Raw genomic sequence first — 23382 nt, forward strand, 5'->3', positions numbered from 1 at the left:
GCGTGCCGGGCCGCTAGCCAGGAAAGTTGACGTCCCTGGTTACGGCTTCCCACTCGTCGATCGAGGCTGAGAGGTTCGCGATCTTGTCGCGCATCGCCTTGAGCACGTCTCGGCCCAACAGCAACCGCAGCGGTGGCTCGTCGAGTTTGGTGACAATCAGGACGGCCTCGGCCACCTTGCGCGGATCACCGGGTAGGTGATCGGCGAACTGTTTGATCAGATCCTTGCGCGCGGCGACGTCGGCGTACTCGGTGATCGGCGCGCTCAATTCCTTCATCGACCGTGACGCCCAGTCGGTGCGAAAGGCACCCGGCTCGATGAGTGCCACCTTGATCCCCAGCGGTCTGACCTCAGTGGCCAGCGCTTCACTGACGGCCTCGAGTGCGAACTCGGTGGACGAGTAGTACGCGTTGGGCGGATTGGCCACCAGGCCGGTCATCGAGGAGATGTTGACGATGTGCCCCGACCCGCGGGACCGCATCCTGGGAAGGACGGCCTTCATCATGTCGACCGAACCGAAGCAGTTGACGTCGAACAGCTTTCGAACCTCGGCGTCCTCGCCCTCCTCCACGGCCGACTGGTAGCCGTGTCCGGCGTTGTTGACCAGCACGCCGACGCCACCGAAGGCATCGTCGGCGGTCATGGGGTCTCCTTTCCAAAACGCTTGTTGTACAGCGCGAAACGTTCGTCGACTTCAGCATCGGCCAAACCGTAGACACTCGAGTCGTAGGGCGGCCGCGGGCGACTTCGCGGGGCCGATTGGCCAGCCAGTCGGTCATCGCGGTGACCCGCGCGGATTGCGGTGCATGTGTACGCCAGAGCGAAATCCTGTCTGTTGAGCCAGGATCGGCAATGCGGCAGGTCGGGCGTGCATCGGATCAATGGCGAACTGCTCGGCCGTGAGCAGACGCTGCATCGGGGTCGTGCCGCTGCGCATCATGCCGACGACGACGATTGGCGCGTCGATCTGCTCGTCGAGGATCTCCGGGTAGCGCCGGATCCACCCCTGCGTCCGCAGGATGTGCTCGCCGATCATGGTGAGGCCGGCACCCGGGTAGTCATCGAGCAGCACAGCAAGCGGGCCCTGAAAGTCCCCGGGGCCCCATTCCGCAGGCCTTCCTTGGCGTGCGCGTCGGCAAGGACACCGGCCAACGCGAAGGCGCCTGTGCCGGCCATCAGTTCAGAGCTTCAGATGCTTGCTCACGTCGCCGAGCTGGTCGACGAACATGGTGCGCGACTCGAACCACCACTGTCCGTCCACCCGATGGAAGGTGTCGTGATAGTGGCCGGTGACGATGACCTGCAGCGGCAGTTCGTCGGTGGCCTGGGTGATGCAGTAGTAGGACCTGCTGCGCGCGGCGCCGGCCGCATCGTCGATGTAGAGCTGCACATTGGTGGTGTTGTGCTTGGTCTTGGGCGTGCCGTCGGAGTAGATGCGCGTGGCCATCTCATACATCGACCTGACCCGGTCGCGGCCGTCGAACACCGTCTCGGGGGGCCCGTTCTCCACCCCGTAGATCCGGCCGTGCGTGAACAGGTCGGCGACCCCGTCGAGGTCGCCGGCGTCGATCAAGTCGGCATAGGTGTAGATGAGATTCGTGATCGCCCGCGCACTGTCACTCATGTCAAAGGGCATGATGACAGAGCAATTGCTTAGGTGGTCTTGTTTGTCCAGAAGTCCCGCTAAGCTCCCCGCGTGACGCAGTGGTCGCCGACTCGGCTCGGCAATCTGACCGGTAAACGGATCATCGTGACAGGCGCGACCAACGGTGTCGGTCTGGGCACGACGCGGGCCCTCGCACATGCCGGTGCACACGTCGTGATGGCCGTCCGCAACACCACGCTGGGGGCGCAGCGCGCAGCCGAGATCAGCGGGTCCACCGAGGTGGTCGAACTCGATCTTGCCGACCTCCGTTCGGTGCGCAGTTTCGGCGACCGGCTCGACGGCGACGTCGACATCCTGATCAACAACGCCGGAGCGCTGACCGACCGGCGGCGAGACACCGTCGACGGCTTCGAGACGACGCTCGGCACCAACCTGCTCGGCCCGTTCGCCCTGACCAACCTGATCTTCGAGCGGGTGAGCTCACAGATCATCAACGTCGCCTCCGACGGGCACCGCCACGCAACGCTGCATCTCGACGACATGCATCTGCGCCGGGGCAAATGGACCGCGATGGGTGCCTACATGCACTCCAAACTTGCCATGATGCTCTGGGGTCTCGAGCTTGACCGGCGCCTGCGCGCCGCCAACTCGCCCGTCGTCACCCAGCTGGTCCATCCCGGCTGGGTAGCCTCCAATTTGAGCCACACCGGTGATTCAGCGCTGATGTCGCTGGCCCACAAGGTGGTCAAGGGCATCGCCGACCGGCTCGCCAACGACATCGACGAAGGTGCGGCACCGACGCTGTATTGCATCAGCGAGCCGATCCCGCCGGGCAGCTACGTCGGAGTCAGCGCCCGGCTGGGACTGCGCGGCCAGCCCGCCCTGGTCGGCCGCTCACCGCGGGCATGTGACTACGACGATGCGGCCCGAGTCGTGCTGTTCGCCGAAAACGAGACCGGCACAACAATTCCGGTCTGATCGGCTTCATTCGAACTGGCCCTCACGGATCAACCGCGTAACGGCATCGTCCCAGCGCTGTAACTGCGCCTTGGTGAAAAGCGACTCCCCGAGGTAACGCTCGACGTGCGGCCTCAGCAGCAGCGCACCCATCCGAAGGATCAGCGGGTTCAGCACGACCCACAACGGGTCGAGGCCGTCCCGTATCGAACCCTGCGCCTGGAACAGGTCACCTTGAGCTTGGCTGATGCGCACCAGGCCATCGAAGACGATCGTCCCCATCTCCCCGCCCTCGGTCAGCGCCCGCACCAGATAGTCGATCACGACAGGGGCCTCGGCCATCAGTTCGATCAAGCGCTTTCCGGCATTGGCGAGGGCCTCGTCCGGTGCGTCCGCCGTCGCGGTGTCCACCAACGCATTGTTGAGCGTCCCGAGTACGAACTGATCGACAGCCTTGACCAACGCCGCCTTGGTGCCGAAATAGTGCTGCACCAGCCCGATCGAGACACCGGCGGCTTCGGCCACCGCGCGCATAGATGTTCCCGCGATGCCTCCACTGGCGAACTTGGTCAGCGCGGCGTCCCGGATCCGCGCCTCGCTGGACGAATCCAGATACGACGCGGCGGCGGTGTGCGGGAAAAACGACGCGGACTCCATGTCCGTGCAGTGTAGGCGTGGCTTAGCCACACAAACAGAACCACGTCTCAACCGTCATCATCAGCGCTGCGCCTCGGCGTAATACGTACGTATGGTCCGCGATGTGAAACCCAGCTCCGACAAGGACTTCACAGCTCTAGGTTTTCCGCACGCCCGCCTCCAACGCCCGGATCAGGCTCGCCGAGTCCCACGGCCCGTGATGGCGAACCCCGTTGACGAAGAACGTCGGCGTCGAGTTCAGGTCCATCAACTCGGCGTCCTGGGCGTCGTCATCAACCCGGTGCAGGACCCGTGCAGAGTGCACGTCTTCGTCGAATTTGGCGATGTCGCAACCGACTTGGTCGGCGTAGCGGTAGATGTGCTGCCACTCCAGATGGTCCTGGAACTCGAACATCATCGCGCCCATGTCAAAGAACTTGCCCTGCAAGGCGGCCGCCTCGCTGGCCCGCGCGGCGTCCAGCGCCCGCGGGTGCGGCCGCTCGAGCGGCAGATGCCGCCACACGTAGCGCAACCGATCCCCGAAATGGGCGATCACCTCGTCGATCGACCCGGTGGCACGGCTACAGAAGGGACATTCGAAGTCGCCGTACTCCACCAATGTCAGCGGAGCATCGGCCGGCCCGCGGATGTGGTCACGGCCGGGCTCGACATCGCGAACCAGCTTGAGACCTACCGGCACCGGTGGGCTGAGCTTGTCGGTCAACCGGAACACCACCCAGCCGAGGACGACGGCGATTACGGAAGCGGCCAGCACGCCGACCCGGGCGAGATCAGCCGACCGCGGGTCGTCGATCGCCAGGTCGACGATGAACAGCGAAATGGTGAAGCCGATACCGGATAGTGCGGCGCCGCCGGCCACCCGCCGTAGGGTGAGCCCGGGCGAGAGCCGACCCATGCCGGTGCGCCGCATCAGCCAGGTCGCACCCGTGATACCGATGAGCTTGCCCACCACCAGGCCGGCCACCACACCCCAGGTCAGCGGCGAGCGTGCCGCGGCGAGCACGGTGTCGGTGTCCAAGCGCACACCGGCGTTAGCCAACGCGAACAGTGGCAGCACCCCGAAGGACACATAGGGTCCGAACCCCGTTACCAGCCGTTCGTTGATCGAGATGGAGTCGCGCAGGCTGCGGGTGGCGGCGCGGGCATAGTCCGAATTCGGGGACTGGCGAAATGCCCGGATAACGTCGACGGCGGCCTCGACCCGCTGCCGTTCGGGCGTGAAGACGGGAATGAGCAGAGCGACCGCGACACCGGCCAGTGTCGGGTGCACACCGCCACTGAACAGCGCCAGCCACAACGCAACTGCCAGGAGCGAATACGCGAGTCCGCGAGTCGCGGGCGGCAGGTAACGCACGCAAGCCAGTGCAGCCAGCAGCGCCACGGCGACCAGCAGCGGAACCACGCGGATGTGCTCGGAGTAGAAGACCGCGATGGCGGCCAGCGCACCGACATCGTCGACGACGGCCAGCGTCAGCAGGAAGGTGCGCAATCGCGCCGGGTACTTGGGAGCGATGATGGCCAGCGCACCGACCAGGAACGCGGTGTCGGTCGAGATCACCACACCCCAGGCGCTGGCAGCATCCCCGGATGGGTTGAACAGCAAGAAGATCACCGCCGGCACCGTCAGCCCGGCGACCGCCGCCACCACTGGCACCAGAGCGCGGGATCGTTCGGTCAACTCGCCAATGGTGAACTGCGCCTTCACCTCCAGACCCACGATGAAGAAGAAGAACGCCATCAGTCCGTCATTGACCAATTCCTTGACGGTCAACTCACCGTGGGTGTTGCCGAAGCTCAAGCCGACCGGCGTCTCCCAAAAATCCGAATAGGTGTGTGCCCAAGGGGAATTCGCCCAGAGAATAGCGATGACTGTGAAGCCCAACAGAAGTCCTGCGGCGGCATTTTCGCCGAAACGCTTCGCCGTCGGGTCATGCCCGAGCCGGCTCGCTGTCACTGTGTCACCGTATGCGCAGCCTCCATCAGCATCCAACCCGACAGCTGCACGGACAAGTCGCGCTCCGGTGTCTGCGACGAGTTCACCGCGCCCTCGACGAACTGCGCCTGCCCGCCAGCGGCCGTCGGGATCTCGGCGGTGCGCTCCCAGGACGGGCCGAACAACGGTAGGCCCTCGACACTTTGGCGGTTTTCCCAGGCTGCCTCGGCCGAGTCCAGGACGATCCTGCGTGCGGTGTCCCGGGCGGCGGCGTCCTGCTCGGAGTCACCCGGCAGATCGGTAGCGGTCAACGCCAGATACCGGGCGGTGATTCCGGAGAACAGCCCGCCGTCCCCGCCGCCGGCCCCGACGAGGATCCCACCGGGCGCCATGTGCTGCTCGATCGCCGCGACCAACCGGCGGACCCGTGCCCCATGGCGGCCATCGTGGGTTCGCACGGACAACTCGGTCTCCAGCCCGAGCACGACGCCCTGACAGTAGGTGTATTGCGCGCGCACCAGGGACCCACCCTTGATGCCGTCGAAGACCAGGTGGGTGTCGGGGTCGATCAGCGTCTCGTCGATCCAGTCGGCCATCTGCTGGGCACGGCGCAGCCGGTCACCGTGCCGCGTCAGGAAGATGCCGGCCGGCCCGTTGGCGGGGGCGTTGAAGAACTGATCCTGCTTGCGCCACGGGATTCCGCCACCGTCTTCAGGCACCCACGCTCGCTGGAACTGCTCGGCCAGTGTCGTGAGTGCGCGCGTCCGCTCGATGCCGGCGCACCGAGCCGCGCGTTCCAGCGCCAGCGCCAACCAGGCCATGTCGTCGTAGTAACTGTTGGTCCAGCGGCCGTTGTTGCGCAGCCGATGACCGCGGATCTGCCGTTTGATCATGGCCAGCCGGCCGGGTTGGGGCTCGCGGCACTGCGCGTCGACCAAGCAGTCGAGCAGATGCGCCTGCCACCAGTAGTGCCATGTCCCGAATGCCCGGTCACGTCGTGCGGCCGGCCAGCTCACCACGCCGAGTTGAGTTCCGGGCAGGCTCCAGAGACGGCGCAGGTGGCGTTTCGCGATCGCGGCTTCGGCGCTGGCTGCGCGATTGGCCCAGAGCTGATCCATGCGATGCAATCCTGCCCTACCAGGCCTGGGAAAGGTCGGCCCACTGCCGGATCCAGGCGTGCATGGCAATTCCGGCGGCGACTGCGGCGTTGATGCTGCGGGTCGACCCGAACTGGGCGATGGACACCGTCATCACCGCCCCCGCACACGCCTGGGCCGAAATGCCGGGCCCCTCCTGACCGAACACCATCAGACAGTCTCGCGGCAGCGTCGTCGTCTCCAGCGGCACCGAGCCCGGGATGTTGTCGACGGCGACGACGGTGAGCCCGGCGCCGGCGGCGAAGCCGAGCAACTCTTCGGTGCTGTCGTGATGGGTCAGCCGCTGGTAGCGGTCGGTGACCATCGCCCCGCGCCGATTCCAGCGCCGTCGGCCGACGATGTGCACCGTGTCGACGGCGAAGGCGTTCGCGGTGCGCACCACGGTGCCGATGTTGGCGTCGTTACCGAAGTTCTCGATCGCGATGTGCAGCGAGTGACGTCGCCGGTCGATGTCGGCGATGATCGCCTCGCGGGTCCAGTAACGGTAGGCGTCGACCACATTGCGGGTGTCCCCGTCAGCCAGCAACTCCGGGTCGTAGCGCGGGTCGGCGGGTGGTGGGCCGGCCCAAGGCCCCACCCCGGGGGTCCCCGTGCTCCACTCGGTCGGACCTGGCTCGGTCACGGTCGTTTCCGCGGCGCGTGATCGCCGCACCCCGGATCAGCAACCGGCCAGGTGTGCCGGATAGCCGCCGGTGAGCGCTCGAATCGGGGCTGAGCAGCGACAGCGCCACATTTGCTGGACCCCCGCGAGCGATGCCAGGTCAAGATCACTCCCGCAGCTGCGTGGACGGCGGCGGCCCGGCTGGTGGTTGCCCGGTGCCGAACCTTCCGCTCGACGCACTGCGGGGCTTGTGCGAGACAGGTCACGCCTAGCCCTTTCCGGCCCCCCAGCCCCACTGTCGACGTAGGATCGGCGACCCTAGCCGGTCGGTAATGACGATCCGCCCCCCGACGATGAAGATTTTAGGGTCTTGAACTCGCTCGGTAGCCAGCTGATCGCTGACCTGGAATGTTGTCCAGTTCGCCGTTCGCGGCAAGCTCCCGCTCAGGTGCTGTTGGCCAAGATTTACGACGGCTACCCCCCAGTAACCAGGGCTTTTCCTGTGAACGTCTGGAGTAAATGCACTTCCTGGCGAGATACTGATCTTTGCAAGTTCGACTAAATTGCGCTCGCGCAAGCCCGGCTTTCACCGCGGAAACCCGGTCCGCGGACCACCAGACAGATGGGAAATGATGAACGCTCTAGTGCTGGACTTTCCTGACCAAAAGCTCTACCAGCTGCCCGGGACCATTAGCTGGCGCGACGCCGATACTGGTTGCACCATCGTGCTCGCACAGCCCGACAGCGAACCCGAGCTATGGGAAGACTACCTGCAAGGAGCGCTGCGCAACTACCGCAAACACGGCGTGGAGGATGCGCTGGACCTCGAATCGTTTCGCGACGGACGCGACACCACCTTGTTCTACACCGCGCTCGACGATGACGGGCGGATGCTCGGCGGTCTTCGCGCCAAGGGCCCGTACCTCACGGCCGACGAGTCGCACGCGATCGTCGAGTGGGCCGGTCAGCCAGGACAGGAGGCCGTGCGCAAGATGATCACCGACCGCCTGCCGTTCGGTGTGGTCGAGATGAAGTCGGCGTGGGTGAGCGACGATCCGGCCCGCTCCGGCGCGCTCACCAGGACCTTCGCCCGCACGGCCTTCCCGACGATGAGCCTGCTCGGTGCCCAGTTCATCCTGGCCACGGCCGCGGCGCACGTTCTGGACAAATGGAGCACCTCCGGTGGCGTGGTCGCCACCAAGATCCCGGCCGCGCCTTACCCGAGCGACCGTTATCGGACGAAGATGATGTGGTGGGATCGGCGTACATTCGCCAACCATGCCGAGCCTGGGCAGCTGGCGAGGATCGTCAAGGAGATGCGGATGCTGGCCTCGATTTCCGATGAGTTTGGCGACTTCGGCATGCAGTACGGGAGCGGCATGTGAGTTCTGACGTCAGCGCCGGAGCCGGCGCGGACGCGTGCATCGCCGACATCCTGCGCAGCGACGATCCTGATGACGAATCTCTTCTTGCTCGATTGAGGGACGAGGGCTGCATCGAATTCTTCGATCGCTCCGAGGAATTCAGCTCCGCATTGCATGCGCTGCGCCCCCGACCGGAAGTCGACATCCTCACCGAGCCGCAGCGCTGGGCTTACTATCCGTGGCGTCGTGCCGTGGTCAGGGTGCCCGGCCCCAAAGGCTTCGCACGCCTGCGCCTTGATCGAAACCGCAACATGATCACCCTCGTCGAACAACAGCGACTGGCCCGGCTCAAGATCGGCGTGGTCGGCCTCTCCGTCGGCCATGCGATCGCCTACACTCTGGCCGCGCAGGGACTCTGCGGCGAACTGCGATTGGCCGACTTCGACGAACTCGAGCTGTCCAACCTCAACCGGGTGCCGGCGACCGTGTTCGATCTCGGAGTCAACAAGGCCGTGGTCGCGGCGCGCCGCGTCGCCGAGCTCGACCCCTATATTTCAGTGCGTCCGATGACCGCCGGGCTGACGATGGAGTCCATCGAAGAGTTCCTCGACGGACTCGATGTCGTGGTCGAGGAATGCGATTCGTTGGACATCAAGGCCGCCGTGCGGGAAGCCGCCCGAAGACGAGAAATCCCGGTCCTGATGGCCAGCAGTGATCGTGGGCTGATCGACGTGGAACGTTATGACCTCGAACCCGACCGGCCGATCCTGCACGGCCTGCTCGGCGGGATTGGCGTCACCGAACTGGCCGGACTCACCAGTGCCGACAAAGTGCCGCACGTCCTGCGGATCGTCGACGCCGAGCGCCTGTCGGACCGTGGTGCCGCCTCTCTGGTCGAGGTCAACCGGACGTTGTCGACGTGGCCGCAACTGGCCGGTGACATCGCGGCCGGGGCGGCGACGGTGGCCGAGGCGGTGCGCCGGATCGGTCTGGGCGAACCGCTGAAGTCCGGGCGGGTGCGCATCGACGTGTCCGGTTGCCTCGACGAGTTGCAGGATCCGACACAAACAACCGACCGGGTTTCACCGCCCTCATCAGAGTCTCCGCAGCCGGTGACGCCGCTGGAGACCACGCCGGCGCTCGTGGTCACGAGAGCCGCCCAACGAGCCCCGTCAGGGGGCAACATGCAACCGTGGCACGTCTTGACGGAGAATGGCTCGGTGACGGTCGAGCTGGACCCCAGGTACACCTCGACGATGGACGTCGCGTACCGGGGCAGCGCGGTGGCCGTCGGGGCCGCCCTGTTCAACGCGCGGGTGGCTGCCTCTGCGTGCGGTGCGCTGGGACCGGTCACCGTCTCCGAAGACGCCGAAGGCGGTGGGCTGCGGGCGACCGTCGCCCTGGAACAGGGCCACGACGAGGCGCTCGCCGGCCTCTACGACGCCATGTGGGACCGCGGCACGAACCGCCGCCGCGGCACGCCGGTCGAGCTGTCCGCCACCACGGTCTCCGCCCTCCATGCCGCAGCCCTGCGCGAGAACGCCTCGCTGCACCTGCTGACCAGTCGCGCCGATGTCGAGCACGCTGCGGCACTGCTGGCGGCCACCGATCGGATCCGCTACCTCGAACCTCGACTGCATGCCGAGATGATCTCGGAATTGCGCTGGCCAGGTGACGATCTCACCGACGGACTGGACGTCCGGACCCTTGAACTGGCACCGGCTGACCTCGCAACGCTGGACGTACTCCGACGTGGTGACGTGATGGCTCGGCTGGCGCAGTGGGATGCCGGCGAAGCGCTCGGTGAGGACGTCAAAGCGCGAGTGTTGTCCAGTTCGGCGCTGGGCGTCGTCACCGCGAAAGGTCGTGCCCTGACGGACTACTTCCGTGGTGGCGCCGCCACCGAGGCGGTGTGGATTGTCGCCGAACAGCACGGCCTCGGTATTCAGCCAGTGTCCCCGGTATTCCTCTACGCCCACGACGACGAGGACCTGGCCGAGTTGGCCCCTGGCCACGTCCCTGCGCTGCAGGAGCTTCAGCGGCGCTTCCGGCGGCTGATCGGCAGTGGCGAGGATGAATCCCTGGCACTGGTGTTGCGCTTCACGCATGCGCCGGCGCCCTCCGTGCGGAGCAGGCGTCGCCGCCCGCAAGGATCCCAGCAATGAGCTTGGACACCCTTGTCACCACGGTCGCCACCAAGCTGATGACGGCCACCTCGGCGACATCGACACAGGTCAGCCAAGAAGTGCTCGCCGAACTTGTCACCTCCTTCGGTGTGGATTTCAGCTTCCTGCGTTACAACGATCACACGATCCGCGCCACCAAGCTGATCGCCGAATGGCCGCCCCGCCCCGACGTTCCGGATCCCGACCCGCTCGGCGTGGTGTTCTTCGCCAATGCCGATCCCATTTTCGCGGCCGCCGAACACGCGAAGGAACCCGTGTTCTTCTCCCCGGAGCCCGCGGTCGACGACGCCGACGACTATCAGCGCCGCGTCGAGGAGGCCAGTGGAGTCGCCTTGCCCTCATTGGCGTCGGTGCCGCTGTTGTCCGGTGACGTCACTACCGGCGCGCTGGGGTTCATCAAGATTGGTATCAAGGACTGGTCGCCCGAAGAACTCAACGCGCTCAAGGCAATCGCCTCGCTGTTCGCGCAGGTGCAGGCGCGCGTGCTGGCCGAGGATCAGCTCCGGTACCTGGCCGAGCACGACGACCTGACCGGCTTGTGCAATCGCCGTGCACTGCTCACCTATCTCGACGACCGGCTCAGAATCGGTCGGCCCGGACCGGTGGCGGCGTTGTTCCTGGACCTCGACCGCCTCAAGGCAATCAACGACTACCTCGGCCATCAGGCCGGTGATTGGTTCATCCGGGCCTGCGCCAAGAGACTTCGGGAAGAAACCGGCAACGCCGACGTAATCGCGCGACTCGGCGGTGACGAGTTCGTCGTCGTCCCCGCCAAACCGATGAACGCCGAGACGGCCGAGCAGCTGGCAGATCAGCTGCAGTGCCTGCTGCGGGAGCGGGTGACGATCGGCAGCGAGATGCTCACACGCACGGTCAGCGTTGGTGTGGCACTGGGCATTCCAGGCCGTGACACCACCTCCGACCTTCTGCGGCACGCCGACCAGGCGGTGATGAACGCCAAGAACGCCGGCGGCAACAAGATCGCGGTCTTCACCGAGGACATGTCACTGCGAAGCGATTTCCGCAATGACATCGAGTTGCACCTGCAGTCGGTGATCGAGACCGGAGCGCTGCTGCTGCACTATCAACCCGAGGTCGACATGCGCACCGGTGAGATCCTCGCCGTGGAGGCCCTGGTGCGCTGGCAGCACCCCACCCGGGGGTTGCTGTACCCAGACGCGTTCATTCCGGTAGCCGAATCCATCAACCTTGCAGGCGAATTGGGTCGCTGGGTGATGCGTGCGGCCTGCGGGCAACTAAGTCGTTGGCAGGCGCAGGGCATCGCCACCAACACCGTGATGCGGGTGAACGTGTCCCCGGTACAACTGGTGGCAGACGGCTTCGTCGAATCGGTTGCCGACACCATCGCCGAGTGCGGCATCGCCGGCAAGTCGGTCTGCTTAGAGATCACCGAAAGCGTTGTGGTGCAGGACATTGAGACCACTCGCATCACGCTTGCCGGCCTCAAGAAGGTCGGCGTCCAGATCGCCATCGACGACTTCGGCACCGGGTACAGCGTGCTCACCCACCTGAAGTCGCTTCCGGTCGACACGCTCAAGATCGACAAGAGCTTTGTCATCGACCTGGGCACCAACCCCGAGGACCTGGCGATCGTGCGCGCCATCATCGCGCTGGCCGAGGCGTTCAATCTGGAACTGGTGGCCGAGGGCGTGGAGTCCCCGGAGGCCGCGATGACCCTGCTCCGGCACGGCTGTCACCGCGCGCAGGGATTCCTGCTATCCCGCCCGATACCCCCGGACGCAGTGGCCGGGCTGCTCGCCAAAAAGGTCATCCCGGTGGACTTTTCAGCCCAAGTGAGGGGCTGATTCAGAAGCCGGTCAACAGCTCGACGCGGGCGAAACGACTGGCGGTGCGACTCACCAGGACCGCCTGGGTGGCGGCGCCCCGCAACTCGGCTTGTACCGGCCACTGCGCCTCGTCCGGCATGGCCGCCGTCGACAGCGCCACCCCTGCCGTGGCCCGCACCAGGCGCGTCCCGGCAGACGTAGAAAGGGCAGCACCCGCGACGCGGCCGAACTCGAAGATCAGTCGCTCCAGCGTGGTTTCGCCCTGGCCGAGGATGCGGCGATCGTAGGCCTGCTCGCGTAACCAGTCGGTCAGCTCCGGCCCTGGCCGATCCGCCTGGGGCCGGTACTCACCCAGCAGTGCGACCCTGATCAGCTCCCCCGACTCCGTCCGCATGGGATCCATCTCACCGGGAACATGGCTGTGCAGGACCCCCAACGGCGACGCCACGCAGCGGGCCGACCATGCACGCAGGTGGGCTCCGAAGAACGGCTCCACCCGGGCACGGCGACCCGTCTCAAGGATCACCGGCTGCGCGCGCAGCAGCGAGAGCTCCAGATCGCCTGCCGTTGGGGCCAGCGGGCCCAAGTCCTCGGTCATCGATTCCAGATAGGCAGCGGTATCGGGATCGGCGGGCGGCACCTCCACCGGCGTGTCGGCAAGTTCCACCGTCATGTCCAGGTCACTGCAGAACACGGCATGGGCCAGCACACCCGGACCGGCACCGGCGCAGATCATGTCGACTTCGTCGTCCCACTCCAGCTCCGAAGGCGCGATGAAATCGTCGTTGGTACTCATCGCCGCCAACGTATCCCTAGATTCTCAGAGCTTCGACAGACCGAGATCGGCCAGCCCCAGCACGCTTCGGTAGGGCACGCCCTCGGCCTCGATCGCCTCGGCGGCGCCGGTCGCGCGGTCCACCACCGTGGCCACCCCCACGACTGTGCCACCGGCCTCACGCACCGCACGCACTGCCGTCAACGCCGAACCGCCGGTGGTACTGGTGTCTTCGACGACGAGCACCCGCTTGCCGACCACATCCGCGCCCTCGATGAGTCGGTGCATGCCATGGCTCTTCACCGACTTACGGACCACGAAGGCGTCGATCGGCCGACCGGGGGCATGCATGACCGCGGCCGCCACCGGGTCGGCTCCCATCGTCAGGCCGCCGACGGCACAGTAGTCCCAGTCGGCAGTGAGCTCGCGGACCAATCGGCCGATGAGCGGAGCGGCACGGTGATGCAATGTGGCGCGGCGCAGATCCACGTAGTAATCGGCCTCTTTACCGGACGACAGGGTGACCCGGCCGAACACCACCGACAGTTCGCGGACCAGATCGGCTAGTTCGTCGCGCGCAGCGGAGTCGAGTTCAGGTGCGTCCACGGCTCAGTCCTCTTCCGTTGTTGACCGCACGCCAGCAGGCGGTCCGCCGTGAACATCGTCACGGCAGGCCCGGTGAGCAGCGCGGAGGGTCGGGGCACGCCGCAGACCCTACCGGCTCAGCGCTGGTAGTTGGTCGCCTGTGTGCCGGTCGGCGTCGCACCGCGCGGCTGCTGCGGTCGCAGGGGCGGCGGAGCTTCGACGTGGCCGGGGGGCAGTTCTCGCCGGCCGGCCGGCGCCAGCGGGCGGCCCGGGGAGGCGTTGCGCCTGCCCGCGGACTGGGTGAGTGCCGCCTGCTGCGGGATCGGGGGAAGCACCCGGAGCAGGTCGTTGAACTGACGGACGGTGCGCAAGCCCTCGTCCCACTGGGCGCGCGTCGACGAGATCGGCATGGACAGCAGAGTCCAGTTCTGCTCGTTCCACATGATCTCGGCGCAGTCCGGAGCGGTGTGGGCGAACGTGACCATCCGACGATCGCAGGCACGGCGGGCGGCGTCGAGGTTGGTCGAGTAGACCATCCGCGGACCGATGGCACCCAGCAGCCAGATGTCATTCTCGCGGGGCTCGGCGATGCCCTTGAGCCGCAGATCCATCACCACGTTGGTGCCCACCTTGCGGTGCAAGGCGATCACCGTGGCCACCTCTTCGAGATCGAAGATGTAGACAGCCTCGCCGCGGATCTGGCCGAGCACCACGTTGCGGGCTGCGACATCACCGACGGTGGACATCACGCCGCGCTTCCAACGGTCGACGATGTCTGCGGACTCGGGCTCGTAGTCGAACCCGTGCGACCGCGCCCAGGACTTGCGGCGGCGGCCCAAACCACGTCGACGACCGACGTCGACGTACAACAAAACCGCCGCACCCACGAAGCAGAGCGCGGACAGCGTGAACCAGAACGGAACCATTAGACGTAGCGTATCTGCTTCCCTACCGGAACCGAGAACTTCAGCAGGTCACAAGGCCATTACGGCCGGCCACCGCGGCGAGGTCGGGGCTGGCCACCATCAATCGACTGCAGAGGCAGGCACCGGGTAGTCCGGGTATCCCATGGCGTCGTACAACCGGATGCCCTTGTTGTTGAGCTGGGCGATTGCCCTGGTCAGACCGGCCGGCAGCACCGAGAGCGCGCGGCTGGCCGTGACCAGCGCCTGCACTCCGAACTCCGATTGCGGCACGAGTGTCCTGGCGACCGTGCGGGCGAACGCGCGGCTGTGCCGAACCGGATCGGCCATCACTGCCTCGTACGCGGCGAAGGCAGAAGCGTGGTCGCCGCCGGCCCGCTCGAGTTCGCCGGCCAGAACGTAGGCCCCGAGCACCGCCAAGCTGGTGCTGCCGCCGACAGCGGGACCCGGGCAGTACCCCGCATCGCCGACCAAGGTGACGCGGCCCCGCGACCAGCTGGTCAGTTCCAGCTGGGTGATCGAATCGAAATAGAACGCGCTCGGGCCGTCGAGTTCGGCGAGCCATCGATCGACGGTCGGGTTCAGGCCGGCATATGCGGCGCGCAGCAGTTCGCGCTGCCGGGCGGCGTCGCGATGGTGGTAGTCCAACGGCTGCTCGGGGCGAAACAGGAACACCGCCCGGGCATCGTCGAGGTGGTCTGCGGTATAGATCATCGCCCACCGTCTGACGTCCAGGAAATTCGTCGACTCGCCGTCGCGTGCCAGCTCTTTCGGCACCGACAGCACGGCAAGGTAGCTGCCGAGGAAGTGGCTGTGGCCGGAGTCGGGGCCGAAGACGAGTTGGCGCACCCCCGAATGCAGGCCGTCGGCTCCGACGACGATGTCGTAGCGCCGCCTTGACGCATGGGCGAAGTCCACGATGCCGTCGTCGGCGATCGCGGTGATCTGGTCTCCGAACAGGTACTCCACGTGGTCACGACCGGCGTCGTAGTAGATCTGGCTCAGGTCGTCGCGCATGATCTCGACGTGCCGGTCGGACATGACGCCGAGCAGCTTGAGGTAGTCGACGTCGACCGGCGGGCGCCCGGCGGTGCGTTGCAGGATCAACCGGGTGGTGCCGGTGGCACGCTCCTGGACCTGATCGACCACGCCCATCTGCTCGGAGATGTTCATGGCCGGGCGGAACAGGTCGACGGCGTGGCCGCCCGTCTTACGCAGCACGGGAGCACGTTCGACGACTGTGACGTCGAATCCGCGTCGGGTCAGCCAGTAGGCCAGGACCGGTCCGGCAATGCTGGCGCCTGAGATGAGTACACGCATGATAGGCCTCCCTTACTTACTTAACGGTCGGTAAGCGACGTACAGGAGTTTACTTAACGATTGGTCAGTTAGGGTGGCTACGTGAGCAAGCCAGCGTCAGGAACCCGCGAACGGATCCAGGATGTCGCCCGGGAGCTGTTCGTCCAGAAGGGCGTGCAGCGGACCAGCCTGCAAGACATCGCCGAGCGGCTCGGCATCACCAAACCTGCGCTGTACTACCACTTCACGTCCCGAGAAGAGCTCGTGCGCAGCATTCTTGCGCCGGTGATCGACGAAGGAGAGAAGTTCATCGTCGAGCAGGAAACGCGGGCCTCGACCGACCCGGCCGGACCCCGCGAGCTGCTCGAAGGCTACTTCGAATTCATCTTCCGGCACCGCACCGATCTGCTGCTGGCAGTCTCCGAACTCACCACGCTGGCCGATCTGGGGTTGGTGGACAAGGTGCTGGCGTGGCAGAAGCGGCTGTGCGCGTTGGTGTTTGGCCCAGACCCGTCGTTGGAACAGTCCACCCGCGGGGTCATCGCCTTCGGCGGGATGCAGGACTGCTGTCTACAGTTCCCCGACACCGAGCCCACGCTGCTGCGTGAGGCGACGATCACCGGCGCACTCGCCGCACTCGGCTTACCCGAGCCCTGAACGCGCAAAAGTCCCCGCACCGAAGTGCGGGGACCCTTCGCGCAAGCGCTCATCCCAAGCCAACGGTCTTCGCGCAAGCGCTCATCCCAAGCCAACGGTCTTCGCGCAAGCGCTCATCCCAAGCCAACGGTCTTCGCGCAAGCGCTCATCCCAGAACGAGGGACTCGCCGTTCGGGCTGACGTTAACGGGGACCACGTCCCCGTCGTGCACGTCACCGGCGAGCAGCAGCTTGGCCAGCTGGTCACCGATCGCCTGCTGCACCAGCCGCCGCAGCGGACGGGCGCCGTAGACCGGGTCGAACCCGCGATCGCCGAGCCACCTCTTGGCCTCCAGCGACACCTGCAACTCCAGGCGGCGCTGGGCGAGCCGCTTCTGCAGTTGCGCCAGCTGGATGTCGACGATCTGCACCAGCTCGTCGGGCTTGAGACCCTCGAAGATCAGCACATCGTCGAGACGGTTGATGAACTCCGGCTTGAACGCCGCGCGCACCGCCGCCATCACCTGCTCCTCGCTGCCGCCCGACCCCAGGTTCGAGGTCAGGATGAGGATGGTGTTGCGGAAGTCGACCGTGCGGCCCTGACCGTCGGTCAGCCGTCCCTCGTCGAGAACCTGCAGAAGCACGTCGAACACGTCCGGGTGGGCCTTCTCAACCTCGTCGAACAGCACCACCGTGTATGGGCGTCGACGTACCGCCTCGGTCAACTGACCACCCTGGTCGTAGCCGATATACCCGGGCGGGGCACCGACAAGCCTTGCCACCGAATGCTTTTCGCCGTACTCGCTCATGTCGATGCGGACCATCGCCCGCTCGTCGTCGAACAAGAAGTCGGCCAGCGCCTTGGCCAGCTCGGTCTTACCGACACCGGTCGGACCGAGGAACAGGAACGAACCCGTCGGCCGGTTGGGGTCGGCGACCCCGGCGCGGCTGCGCCGGACCGCATCGCTGACCGCCTGCACGGCCTTCTTCTGGCCGACGACCCGCTTGCCCAGCTCCTCCTCCATGCGCAGCAGCTTGGCGGTCTCGCCTTCGAGCAGCCGGCCGGCCGGGATGCCGGTCCACGCCGCCACCACGTCCGCGATGTCGTCAGGGCCGACCTGCTCCTTGAGCATGACGTTCGCTTGGGCCTCCGCCTGGGGCAGCGCCGCGTCGAGCTTCTTCTCCGCCTCGGGGATGCGGCCGTAGCGCAGCTCGGCCGCCTTGGCCAGGTCGCCGTCGCGTTCAGCCCGATCAGCCTCACCGCGCAGGACTTCGAGCTGCTCCTTGAACTCACGAACGATGTCGATGGCGTTCTTCTCGTTCTGCCATCTCGTCGTCAGTTCGGCCAGCTCTTCCTTCTTGTCGGCCAGCTCGGCACGCAGCTTCTCGAGGCGATCACGCGACGCGTCATCAGTCTCCTTGGCCAGTGCCATCTCTTCGATCTCGAGCCGACGCACCAGCCGCTCGACCTCATCGACCTCGACGGGCCGCGAGTCGATCTCCATCCGCAGCCGTGACGCGGCCTCGTCGACCAGGTCGATGGCCTTGTCCGGCAGGAACCGGCTGGTGATGTAGCGATCGGACAGGGTGGCCGCTGCGACCAGAGCCGAGTCGGTGATCTGCACGCCGTGGTGCACCTCGTAGCGGTCCTTGAGACCGCGCAGGATGCCGACGGTGTCTTCCACCGACGGTTCCCCGACCAGCACCTGCTGGAAGCGGCGCTCCAGGGCGGCGTCCTTCTCGATGTACTTGCGGTACTCCTCGAGCGTGGTCGCGCCGACCATCCGCAGCTCGCCGCGGGCCAGCATCGGCTTGATCATGTTGCCGGCGTCCATCGCGCCCTCGCCGGTGGCACCGGCGCCCACGATGGTGTGCAGCTCGTCGATGAACGTGATGACCTGACCGGCCGAGTTCTTGATGTCGTCGAGGACGGCCTTGAGCCGCTCCTCGAATTCACCGCGGTACTTCGCGCCGGCCACCATCGACCCCATGTCCAGGGAAACGACGGTCTTGTCGCGCAGACTCTCCGGTACGTCACCGGCTACGATCCGCTGGGCCAGGCCCTCCACTATCGCGGTCTTGCCGACACCGGGCTCACCGATGAGTACCGGGTTGTTCTTGGTGCGGCGGCTGAGCACCTGGATCACACGACGAATCTCGTTGTCGCGGCCGATGACCGGGTCGAGCTTGCCTTCCCGGGCCCGTGCCGTCAGGTCGGTGGAGTACTTCTCCAGCGCCTGGTAGCTCGCCTCGGGGTCGGGGCTGGTGACCCGTGCGCTGCCGCGCACCTTCACGAACGCCTCCCGCAATGCCTGCGGTGACGCTCCGTGACCGGTGAGCAGCTTGGCGGTGTCCGAGTCACCGGTGGCCAGGCCGACCATCAGGTGCTCGGTGGAGACGTATTCGTCGTCCATCTCGGTAGCCAGCTGCTGAGCGGCGGTGATCGCCGCCAGCGACTCGCGGGAGAGCTGGGGCTGCGAGGTCGCACCGCTGCTCGTCGGCAGCCGGTCAACCAGGCGTTGCGCCTCGGTGCGGATCGTGGCCGGATCGACACCGACAGCCTCGAGCAACGGCGCAGCGATACCGTCGGCCTGCGTGAGCAGCGCCAACAGCAGGTGGGCGGGCCTGATCTCCGGGTTGCCGGCCGCACTGGCGGCCTGCAACGCGGCGGTCAGCGCCGCCTGGGTCTTGGTTGTCGGGTTGAAAGAGTCCACGACACCTCCGTTTCATCTAGAAAAGCTTGTCGAGATCTATAACGCGGTCAATCTTGAGTCTGTTCCGCTCAAGTTTAGAATATTTTCCGCGCAGCCCCCAGAGGCTTTTGACACCAAATTGGGCCGGGAGTTCCGCCGACTGCTGCCGCAGTCCACCGGATCGATCAGATTGCGCGCCGTTGGCCGCGCCCCCACCAGCCTGTGGCCGGTGGAGGCGGTGTGACGACAGTCTTATTTTTGCTGACGGAACTTTACTGAGAGCCTGCTGGGCAATCGCTGATCTATCGCTGTGAGCTTCAATAAGCTCCCCGGCACATGGGGAAACTTCGCGGTCCACACAAGCTGATGCGAGCCGCGGTCCTCACGTACAGCGTGAGGAACAGGCACCACAAAGCCGATCAGATCCTCAGCTGGCTTGCCGCCCACCGAGCCCGCGATGTGTTGCTCGTCGGCACGATGGGAGACGAACACCTCGGCAATCCGGACATGGTCAACGCAGGCATCATCGAGAAACGGCTGGCAGCCGAGTATGCGATCAAGATGAGTATCAACATCGAGCCGGCCATCACCGCTTACCCGTTCATGATCGCCGACGCTCGGGCGATGCCGTTCGACGACGACTATGTCGATTTCGCGCTCGCCAACGCCATCATCGAGCACGTCGGCCAGGAGCCTGAGCAACGCCAGATGGTGCAGGAGATGACCCGAGTGGCCCGCTCCTGGGTCATCACCACACCGAACAAGTGGTTCCCGATCGAATCCCACACCTCGGTCCTGTGCCTTCACTGGATCCCCGCCTGGTCGCGCAAGCACCGCGACAACTTCACCCGACTGTTGTCGCGTCGGGAGTTCCGCCGGCTGCTGCCCGCTGGCGCCGAGATCTCCGGCGGTTGGTTCAGTCCCACGTTTACCGCTATGTACAGCCGCTCTCCGGTCTCCTGAGGAGACCCACCCGCCCCGTCTCATCGCCACCGGCCGCAGGCGGGTTCAGGCGGCAGAGATGCGAGCCCGAATCTCGAAGTCGAGGTCGACCGCCTCGGCGACATAGACATCCTGGCTCATCTGATTGCCCCGCATCGTCACCTCGCCGCGCGGGCTGATGTAGGTCAGGCCCGACGCGGCGGCCGTCAGATCGGCTACCGCCAGCGATCCGGCTCGCGACACCAGCGCGATGAGCAGGGTGATCGCCTCGTAGCAAGACTCGCCGATGCTGTTCAGCGCCGGCGCGGCGGGTCCGTAGGTGGCGTAGTAGTGAGCGGCGAATTCCATGCTGGCCGTGGTGTGTAGCGCCTCGAAGTAGCCGGCCGCCGCGAACAACCCTCGGTTGCTCTCGCTGCCGCTGGCCATCAGCATGTTCTCCTCGACGTGCGGGCTCAGCCGGGGAACGGCCGCGTCAAGCCCGACCGCGGCGAACTGGCGGTTGAACATCACGCCGTCGCGACCGACGAGCAACAGCACCACCCCGGTGGCACCACTGACCTCGACGTCACGGATGGTCGCGGAGAAGTCCTCGGTACCCAGCGGCACATAGATCTCGCCGACCAGCGGCTTGCCCTGTGCGATGGCGTGCCCGGCCGCGGCAGCGCCGGTCTGCCGGGGCCAGACGTAGTCGTTGCCGATCACGATCCAGCGGTCGACGCCGTGCTCGGACTGCATCCAGTCCATCGCCGGAAGAAGTTGGCGCGACGGCGTCTCGCCGGTCAGGAACAGTCCGGGGGTGCGTTCGCCGCCCTCGTAGAGCGGGCCGTACACGTAGGGCACCCGTCCCGCGGTAACCCGTGCGATTGCCTGCCGCACCGGTGAGATGTGCCAGCCGGTGACGGCGTCGATAGCGCCCCGGTCGACGAGGCGGGCGATCTCGGCGGCGACGGCGGCCGGAGGCCGGCTGCCGTCCACCGGGATGAGTCGCACCACCCTGCCCAGTAGTCCGGTCGTGGCGTTGAGGTCGGCGATCGCCAACTCGGCACAGGCCTCGCAGGACGGCCCGTAGATCCCCGCCGATCCAGAGCGCGGGATGACCAGGGCGACGTTGATCGCGGGTGTCGGTTGCACCGTCGACCTCCATCCGACTGACTCGCGACTCTGACGACAGAGCCGTCGACACCATCGTCGGTCCATCGCGTTACTACCGCGTTGCGCAACCGTTCACGGGCTGGAAAAGAGGTCGCCGACCCGCGCCAGGGTGCGCAGGAACCGGACGGCGTCGTCCTCGCCGAGTTCGTCGACCAATGCCGATTTGAGCGTCGACTCCTGCTTGGTCAGCTTGCGCACCTTGGTCTTGCCCCGCGCCGAGAGGTGCACCAGCACCCGCCTGCGGTCGGTGGCGTCGACCCGCCGCAGCACCAACCCGCCGTCGACCAACTTGTCGACGATGCGGGTCAGCGTCGGCGGCGGGATCGACATCGCCGCGGAGATATCGCTCATCGTGGAGCCGTCTCCATTGCGGAGCGCGCCGAGCACCCGCCAGCCTTCGATGCTGTTGACATCGGTATCCAGCAGCCCGCTGCACAGCGCTTCGGTCCAGCGGCGTTCGGCACGAAAGAACACTTCGGCAACGCTTTCCAGATTGCTCGTGGAGGTTGGCACGATGTGGCTGGCTCCTGAGAACGAATCGCTTCCAATTGACAACTATTTTGCGATGGAGCCTATCTCACGACGCGGCCCGGCGCAGGCCGGTGCCGGAGGTGAGCGCCTCCAGCGCCACGGCGCCCCACTGTGACGCCACCCCGAAGCCGGCTCCGACCAGGGCGGTGGTCGCGGCGATCAGAGCGGGATTGGAGATGCCGGGCGTGGTGATCGGATTTCCGGTCGCCGCAATGGTTCCGACGGTCATCGCGAACCCGAACACGATGGCCGGCGTGGCCGACACCCAGCTCACCCGAGACACCTGGACCATCGCGAAACTACCGACTCCCACTGCGATCGCCACCAGAACGACACTGGAGGTGGTCTGCACCGCAAGCAATGTCGCCGTCGCGATCACGATGCCGATCCAGTTACACGCGACGGATTTCACCAGCCCGGGTAAACCTGAGCCGACGAAGAAGAACGACGCCCAGGCCAGAAAGAGCACCCAAACCGGCAGCTTCCACACGGTGGCCGTCATCAGCGTGGACAGCATACCCAGCACACCCACGCTGATCGCCAGCGCAGAGACCTTCGACATTGCGCGAATTCCTCTCCGGCTCAGTGCCGATGACCATGGTCATGGTCATGGTCATGGTCATGGTCGCTGTGCGCGAGTCGCTGTGCCTCAGCCACCGTCCGCATCTCCAACTGGTCTCCGTCGAAGAATCGCTTCTGCGCCGCGAGGCGGCAGAAGGCCTCGCCGAACTGCCGGTAGTAGACCTCCGGATCACAGGTCTCGTCGATGCCGGAGTCACCGATCGCCGCTATCAGGTGCGCCTTGAACTCGTCCCACTCGAAGGCACCCGAATTGCAGAGGTGCACAACGAGTCCGAAGAGGCGTCCCTGCCAGGGCGCGTCGAACACCAGCTCCCCGTTGGACCGCGGCAGGGCGACGGCGCCGCCCAGATCGTCGAATCCGGTCAGGTCCAGCGTGGCCGTCATCAGACACTCCCAGGTGCGGAGGCCAGCGCGGTGCCCACCATCGAATCCCGGTTGACCAGCGCCACGAGCTGATCGGCGCTCATCCCGTCGGTGCCTTTAGGCCGTTGCGGGATCACCAGGTACCGGATCTCGGCGCTGCTGTCCCAGACGTCGATCTTGACTTCGTCGGGCAGGGTGACGCCGAACTCGGCGAGCACACTGCGTGGATCCTTGACCACGCGCGCACGGTATTGCGGGTACTTGAACCAGGCCGGCGGGATGCCGAGCAACGTCCACGGATAGCACGAGCACAGCGTGCACACCACGATATTGTGCCGTTCATCGGTGTTCTCCACCGCCACCATGTGTTCAGTCTGCAGGCCGGTGAAGCCCATATCGGCGATCGCTGCGGTGGCGTCGCGTAGCAGCCATTCCCGGTATTGCGGTTCGGTCCAGGCCCGAACAACGACCTTGGCGCCGTTGACCGGACCCATGTCGTTCTCGAAGGAGGCCACCACGGCGTCGACGGCCTCGTGTTCGGCCAGGCCCTTCTCGACCATCAGCGACTCGAGCGCGTTGACCCGCGCCTCGACGTCGGACAAAGACAGCCAATCCATTTCGTTTATCTCTCCT

At 66.0% G+C, this 23382-nt stretch carries 22 protein-coding genes and 1 pseudogene; 6 read left to right on the forward strand and 17 right to left on the reverse strand.

Annotated features, from left to right (window positions below):
- Positions 1 to 13: 13 nt before the first annotated feature.
- The 3 genes and pseudogenes from ACXDF8_RS15190 to ACXDF8_RS15200 all read right to left on the reverse strand — a co-directional run.
- Positions 14 to 637 (reverse strand): annotated as a pseudogene (locus ACXDF8_RS15190) (SDR family NAD(P)-dependent oxidoreductase); the annotation flags it as partial.
- A gap of 138 nt (positions 638 to 775) precedes the next feature.
- The gene (locus ACXDF8_RS15195; RefSeq protein WP_457224094.1) at positions 776 to 1072 is read right to left on the reverse strand and encodes a sulfotransferase family protein; all 297 of its coding nucleotides are present in this window, start codon (positions 1070 to 1072) and stop codon (positions 776 to 778) included.
- A gap of 108 nt (positions 1073 to 1180) precedes the next feature.
- Positions 1181 to 1624 carry a nuclear transport factor 2 family protein gene (locus tag ACXDF8_RS15200; protein WP_457224095.1) on the reverse strand — a complete coding sequence of 148 codons (444 nt, stop codon included), beginning with the start codon at positions 1622 to 1624 and terminating at the stop codon, positions 1181 to 1183.
- A gap of 72 nt (positions 1625 to 1696) precedes the next feature.
- On the opposite strand from ACXDF8_RS15200, the gene ACXDF8_RS15205 reads away from it, so the two are divergent.
- Entirely contained in the window at positions 1697 to 2584 is an 888-nt protein-coding gene (locus tag ACXDF8_RS15205) for an SDR family NAD(P)-dependent oxidoreductase (RefSeq protein WP_457224096.1), read from the forward strand.
- A 6-nt stretch (positions 2585 to 2590) separates the two neighbouring features.
- On the opposite strand, the gene ACXDF8_RS15210 is transcribed toward ACXDF8_RS15205, so the two are convergent.
- From ACXDF8_RS15210 to ACXDF8_RS15225, 4 genes are all read right to left on the reverse strand, one after another.
- On the reverse strand, positions 2591 to 3220 hold the full coding sequence (locus ACXDF8_RS15210) for a TetR/AcrR family transcriptional regulator (RefSeq protein WP_457224097.1): 630 nt from the start codon (positions 3218 to 3220) through the stop codon (positions 2591 to 2593).
- A 136-nt stretch (positions 3221 to 3356) separates the two neighbouring features.
- Positions 3357 to 5174: a Na+/H+ antiporter NhaA gene (nhaA, locus tag ACXDF8_RS15215; protein WP_457224098.1), complete on the reverse strand. Its 1818-nt coding sequence runs from the start codon at positions 5172 to 5174 to the stop codon at positions 3357 to 3359.
- Positions 5171 to 6271, reverse strand: coding sequence for a glycoside hydrolase family 76 protein (locus ACXDF8_RS15220; protein ID WP_457224099.1), 1101 nt, complete (start codon positions 6269 to 6271; stop codon positions 5171 to 5173). The genes nhaA and ACXDF8_RS15220 overlap by 4 nt, the downstream gene beginning before the upstream one ends.
- A gap of 16 nt (positions 6272 to 6287) precedes the next feature.
- The gene (locus ACXDF8_RS15225; protein ID WP_457224100.1) at positions 6288 to 6932 is read right to left on the reverse strand and encodes a TrmH family RNA methyltransferase; all 645 of its coding nucleotides are present in this window, start codon (positions 6930 to 6932) and stop codon (positions 6288 to 6290) included.
- 608 nt (positions 6933 to 7540) lie between these two features.
- Between ACXDF8_RS15225 and ACXDF8_RS15230 the strand changes: the two genes are divergently transcribed.
- Genes ACXDF8_RS15230 through ACXDF8_RS15240 form a run of 3 tightly spaced genes read left to right on the forward strand, consistent with a single transcriptional unit; the run spans position 7541 to position 12287 of the window.
- Positions 7541 to 8296 carry a hypothetical protein gene (locus ACXDF8_RS15230; RefSeq protein WP_457224101.1) on the forward strand — a complete coding sequence of 252 codons (756 nt, stop codon included), beginning with the start codon at positions 7541 to 7543 and terminating at the stop codon, positions 8294 to 8296.
- On the forward strand, positions 8293 to 10440 hold the full coding sequence (locus ACXDF8_RS15235) for an Rv1355c family protein (RefSeq protein ID WP_457224102.1): 2148 nt from the start codon (positions 8293 to 8295) through the stop codon (positions 10438 to 10440). Before ACXDF8_RS15230 ends, ACXDF8_RS15235 begins: the two co-directional genes overlap by 4 nt.
- The gene (locus ACXDF8_RS15240; RefSeq protein ID WP_457224103.1) at positions 10437 to 12287 is read left to right on the forward strand and encodes a putative bifunctional diguanylate cyclase/phosphodiesterase; all 1851 of its coding nucleotides are present in this window, start codon (positions 10437 to 10439) and stop codon (positions 12285 to 12287) included. Before ACXDF8_RS15235 ends, ACXDF8_RS15240 begins: the two co-directional genes overlap by 4 nt.
- Before the next feature lies 1 nt (position 12288).
- On the opposite strand, the gene ACXDF8_RS15245 is transcribed toward ACXDF8_RS15240, so the two are convergent.
- The 4 genes from ACXDF8_RS15245 to ACXDF8_RS15260 form a co-directional block, all read right to left on the reverse strand.
- On the reverse strand, positions 12289 to 13065 hold the full coding sequence (locus tag ACXDF8_RS15245) for an FAD-dependent oxidoreductase (RefSeq protein ID WP_457224104.1): 777 nt from the start codon (positions 13063 to 13065) through the stop codon (positions 12289 to 12291).
- A gap of 24 nt (positions 13066 to 13089) precedes the next feature.
- Positions 13090 to 13650, reverse strand: a complete 561-nt coding sequence (gene pyrE / locus ACXDF8_RS15250; RefSeq protein ID WP_457224105.1) for an orotate phosphoribosyltransferase — start codon at positions 13648 to 13650, stop codon at positions 13090 to 13092.
- A 116-nt stretch (positions 13651 to 13766) separates the two neighbouring features.
- Complete coding sequence (ttfA, locus tag ACXDF8_RS15255) at positions 13767 to 14555, reverse strand: trehalose monomycolate transport factor TtfA (RefSeq protein ID WP_457224106.1); 789 nt, start codon at positions 14553 to 14555, stop codon at positions 13767 to 13769.
- 99 nt (positions 14556 to 14654) lie between these two features.
- The gene (locus ACXDF8_RS15260) at positions 14655 to 15872 is read right to left on the reverse strand and encodes an FAD-dependent monooxygenase (RefSeq protein WP_457224107.1); all 1218 of its coding nucleotides are present in this window, start codon (positions 15870 to 15872) and stop codon (positions 14655 to 14657) included.
- 81 nt (positions 15873 to 15953) lie between these two features.
- Here ACXDF8_RS15260 and ACXDF8_RS15265 point away from each other — a divergent pair, with 81 nt between their 5' ends.
- Complete coding sequence (locus tag ACXDF8_RS15265) at positions 15954 to 16508, forward strand: TetR/AcrR family transcriptional regulator (RefSeq protein ID WP_457224108.1); 555 nt, start codon at positions 15954 to 15956, stop codon at positions 16506 to 16508.
- Between the two features lie 145 nt (positions 16509 to 16653).
- On the opposite strand, the gene clpB is transcribed toward ACXDF8_RS15265, so the two are convergent.
- Positions 16654 to 19200, reverse strand: a complete 2547-nt coding sequence (clpB, locus tag ACXDF8_RS15270; protein ID WP_457224109.1) for an ATP-dependent chaperone ClpB — start codon at positions 19198 to 19200, stop codon at positions 16654 to 16656.
- Between the two features lie 372 nt (positions 19201 to 19572).
- On the opposite strand from clpB, the gene ACXDF8_RS15275 reads away from it, so the two are divergent.
- Positions 19573 to 20142, forward strand: a complete 570-nt coding sequence (locus tag ACXDF8_RS15275; protein ID WP_457224110.1) for a class I SAM-dependent methyltransferase — start codon at positions 19573 to 19575, stop codon at positions 20140 to 20142.
- A gap of 45 nt (positions 20143 to 20187) precedes the next feature.
- Here the strand turns inward: ACXDF8_RS15275 and ACXDF8_RS15280 are convergent, their stop codons facing one another.
- From ACXDF8_RS15280 to nthA, 5 genes are all read right to left on the reverse strand, one after another.
- Positions 20188 to 21252 carry a substrate-binding domain-containing protein gene (locus tag ACXDF8_RS15280; RefSeq protein ID WP_457224111.1) on the reverse strand — a complete coding sequence of 355 codons (1065 nt, stop codon included), beginning with the start codon at positions 21250 to 21252 and terminating at the stop codon, positions 20188 to 20190.
- A 93-nt stretch (positions 21253 to 21345) separates the two neighbouring features.
- A complete protein-coding gene (locus ACXDF8_RS15285; RefSeq protein WP_457224112.1) occupies positions 21346 to 21786 on the reverse strand; it encodes a MarR family winged helix-turn-helix transcriptional regulator in 441 nt (146 codons plus the stop codon).
- Positions 21787 to 21850: 64 nt separating this feature from the next.
- A complete protein-coding gene (locus tag ACXDF8_RS15290; protein WP_457224113.1) occupies positions 21851 to 22366 on the reverse strand; it encodes a DUF1097 domain-containing protein in 516 nt (171 codons plus the stop codon).
- A gap of 20 nt (positions 22367 to 22386) precedes the next feature.
- Positions 22387 to 22770, reverse strand: a complete 384-nt coding sequence (locus tag ACXDF8_RS15295; RefSeq protein ID WP_457224114.1) for a nitrile hydratase accessory protein — start codon at positions 22768 to 22770, stop codon at positions 22387 to 22389.
- The gene (nthA, locus tag ACXDF8_RS15300) at positions 22770 to 23366 is read right to left on the reverse strand and encodes a nitrile hydratase subunit alpha (RefSeq protein WP_457224115.1); all 597 of its coding nucleotides are present in this window, start codon (positions 23364 to 23366) and stop codon (positions 22770 to 22772) included. The genes ACXDF8_RS15295 and nthA overlap by 1 nt, the downstream gene beginning before the upstream one ends.
- Between the last annotated feature and the right edge of the window lie 16 nt (positions 23367 to 23382).

This window comes from Mycolicibacterium sp. CBM1, assembly GCF_054073305.1.

Excerpts from the sequence above, each read along its gene's own strand:
- ACXDF8_RS15200 (WP_457224095.1), bottom strand. The coding sequence starts at position 1,624 with ATGAGTGACAGTGCGCGGGCGATCACGAATCTCATCTACACCTATGCC.
- ACXDF8_RS15210 (WP_457224097.1), bottom strand. The coding sequence starts at position 3,220 with ATGGAGTCCGCGTCGTTTTTCCCGCACACCGCCGCCGCGTCGTATCTG.
- ACXDF8_RS15220 (WP_457224099.1), bottom strand. The coding sequence starts at position 6,271 with ATGGATCAGCTCTGGGCCAATCGCGCAGCCAGCGCCGAAGCCGCGATC.
- ACXDF8_RS15230 (WP_457224101.1), top strand. The coding sequence starts at position 7,541 with ATGATGAACGCTCTAGTGCTGGACTTTCCTGACCAAAAGCTCTACCAG.
- ACXDF8_RS15240 (WP_457224103.1), top strand. The coding sequence starts at position 10,437 with ATGAGCTTGGACACCCTTGTCACCACGGTCGCCACCAAGCTGATGACG.
- ACXDF8_RS15245 (WP_457224104.1), bottom strand. The coding sequence starts at position 13,065 with ATGAGTACCAACGACGATTTCATCGCGCCTTCGGAGCTGGAGTGGGAC.
- ttfA (WP_457224106.1), bottom strand. The coding sequence starts at position 14,555 with ATGGTTCCGTTCTGGTTCACGCTGTCCGCGCTCTGCTTCGTGGGTGCG.
- ACXDF8_RS15260 (WP_457224107.1), bottom strand. The coding sequence starts at position 15,872 with ATGCGTGTACTCATCTCAGGCGCCAGCATTGCCGGACCGGTCCTGGCC.
- ACXDF8_RS15290 (WP_457224113.1), bottom strand. The coding sequence starts at position 22,366 with ATGTCGAAGGTCTCTGCGCTGGCGATCAGCGTGGGTGTGCTGGGTATG.
- ACXDF8_RS15295 (WP_457224114.1), bottom strand. The coding sequence starts at position 22,770 with ATGACGGCCACGCTGGACCTGACCGGATTCGACGATCTGGGCGGCGCC.
- nthA (WP_457224115.1), bottom strand. The coding sequence starts at position 23,366 with ATGGATTGGCTGTCTTTGTCCGACGTCGAGGCGCGGGTCAACGCGCTC.